Annotated in this window: 1 protein-coding gene and 1 pseudogene; one reads left to right on the forward strand and one right to left on the reverse strand. The window is 39.5% G+C overall.

Annotation, left to right across the window (positions count from 1 at the left end; translation table 11 throughout):
• The first annotated feature begins 229 nt into the window (after nt 1-229).
• Entirely contained in the window at nt 230-1,345 is a 1,116-nt protein-coding gene (locus tag AC1DPQ_RS26065) for a trans-sulfuration enzyme family protein (protein WP_477611342.1), read from the forward strand.
• A 125-nt stretch (nt 1,346-1,470) separates the two neighbouring features.
• Here AC1DPQ_RS26065 and AC1DPQ_RS26070 read toward each other — a convergent pair.
• Nucleotides 1,471-2,069, reverse strand: a pseudogene (locus tag AC1DPQ_RS26070) (hypothetical protein); the annotation flags it as partial.

Here is a 2,069-nt window from a genome sequence, read left to right on the forward strand (position 1 = left end):
CCTCTACCACCATTAATACCTGTTGCAGCATTTTTAGTTGATGAACAACTTTGTAACATTACTAAAGTAGAACATGCTATTGCGATAGCTATAAATAATCTTTTCATTTTCGTTTAATTTAATTTCGTCAAACTTGTTACATAAATCTTGCCAAAACCATTACGAACCTTAAATTAGCGCCAAATTATTAAATTGCATCACCATATCACTTCGATCAAAATCAATTATCATGAAACCCGAAACCCTTGCTATTCACGCTGCTAATCTTGTAAAAAGCATTACTGGCGATGTTACCCTGCCTATTAATTTATCAACAACTTTTTTTCGTGATGAAGATGGAGGTTATCCCGGAGGGCATATGTATAGCAGGGTAAGCAATCCAAACCGGTCTGCTTTAGAAAACACTGTAGCCACATTAGAATATGGCGAAGATGCTGCTGCTTTTTCTTCGGGCAATACCTGTGGTATGGTTTTGTTCCAGGCCTTAAAACCTGGTAGCCACATTATTGCTCCTGATGATATGTATTGGGGAATTAAAAAACAGCTTCTTACGATTTTTAACGATAGTTTGGAATTTGATTTTGTTGACCAAACTGATTTAAACCTAATCCAATCGAGCATCAAACCTAACACCAAATTGATCTGGATCGAAACCCCATCCAACCCATTATTAAAGATTACCGATATCGAACAAATTGCCAAAATAGCTAAAGCTAAAAACATTACAATGGCCTGCGACAGCACCTTTGCTTCGCCTATTTTACAAAACCCGATTTTACTGGGTGCTGATATTGTAATGCATAGCAGTACCAAATACCTGGGTGGCCATAGCGATGTACTTGGTGGAATTCTGGCAACAGCAAAAAAAGATGCGTTATGGGAGAAAATCAAAAATATTCAGCAAACGGGTGGTGCGGTTCCTTCTCCCTTTGATTGTTTCCTGTTAACCAGAAGCATTAAAACACTGGCTTACCGCATGAAAGGCCACTGTGAAAATGGAAAAATCATAGCTGACTATTTAAACGGACATCCAAATGTTGAAGCTGTTTTTTATCCAGGTTTGGAAAGTCACCCACAGCACGAAATTGCAAAGAAACAAATGAAAGATTTTGGTGGGATGATGTCGTTTTTGGTTAAAGGAGGTGTTGAAGTGGCCCACAAAGTAGTAAATAAGGTTCAGCTATTTGCGCAGGCTACCAGTTTAGGTGGTGTAGAAAGTTTAATTGAGCACCGTTATTCGGTGGAAGGCCCTGATAGTAAAACGCCAAAAAATTTACTCCGTATTTCTGTGGGCTTAGAGCATGTAGACGATATTATCGCCGATTTAGCGCAGGCTTTGGGTTAAAAAGAATCGTCATTGCGAGAAGGCTTTTTCAGCCGACGAAGCAATCTTACAACGGTCGCTACTAGCGTGCGCTTTAAGATTGCTTCGTCGTTCCTCCTCGCAATGACGAATATTTGTTTTGAAATCTATTTAGGATTACAAATCGTAGTCAACTTCAACGAATAATTTGCCTCCAGAGGCTCATTAGTCTGCGCTAAACGTTGCGAGCCTGTATTAGCTGGGCAGGCAATGTCACCAGCAGCATCATATATTAATTTTGTACCACCAGCCAATAATTCTTTAGGTACATAAACCTGTACCTTGGTAATCGAATAACCAGAAGGAAAATAACGTACATAATAACCGTCAGGGTGTTTGGTCCAGATACCGCTTGGCACATCGCTTCTTGGTGGCGCCATACCCGCTATAATCGCATATTTTTCCATATCAGCATAAGTATAATTCCCAGACGAAACCAGTTGACGGATATTATTTTCTGTTTCAAAAACAGCCCTCACCCCCGATGGTAACTGGTCTTTAGCCTTTTCCATTACATCGAAAGGCAAAACACCTAAAGCACCACCTTCCAATTGTGTAAGTTGTTTTGGTGTTAATAATTTAATGGCAGTTACTTTAACCTGTCCGTTAAAATCGGCAAATTTTGTTCTTGCAATAATGGTCCATAATAATGCCTGAATATCGTGCTGGTCTACATCAGGATGTTTCTCAGCGCTTTTCAGTATAG

The sequence above is a fragment of the Pedobacter sp. 01T416_2 genome (assembly GCF_056398925.1).

Excerpts from the sequence above, each read along its gene's own strand:
- AC1DPQ_RS26065 (WP_477611342.1), top strand. The coding sequence starts at position 230 with ATGAAACCCGAAACCCTTGCTATTCACGCTGCTAATCTTGTAAAAAGC.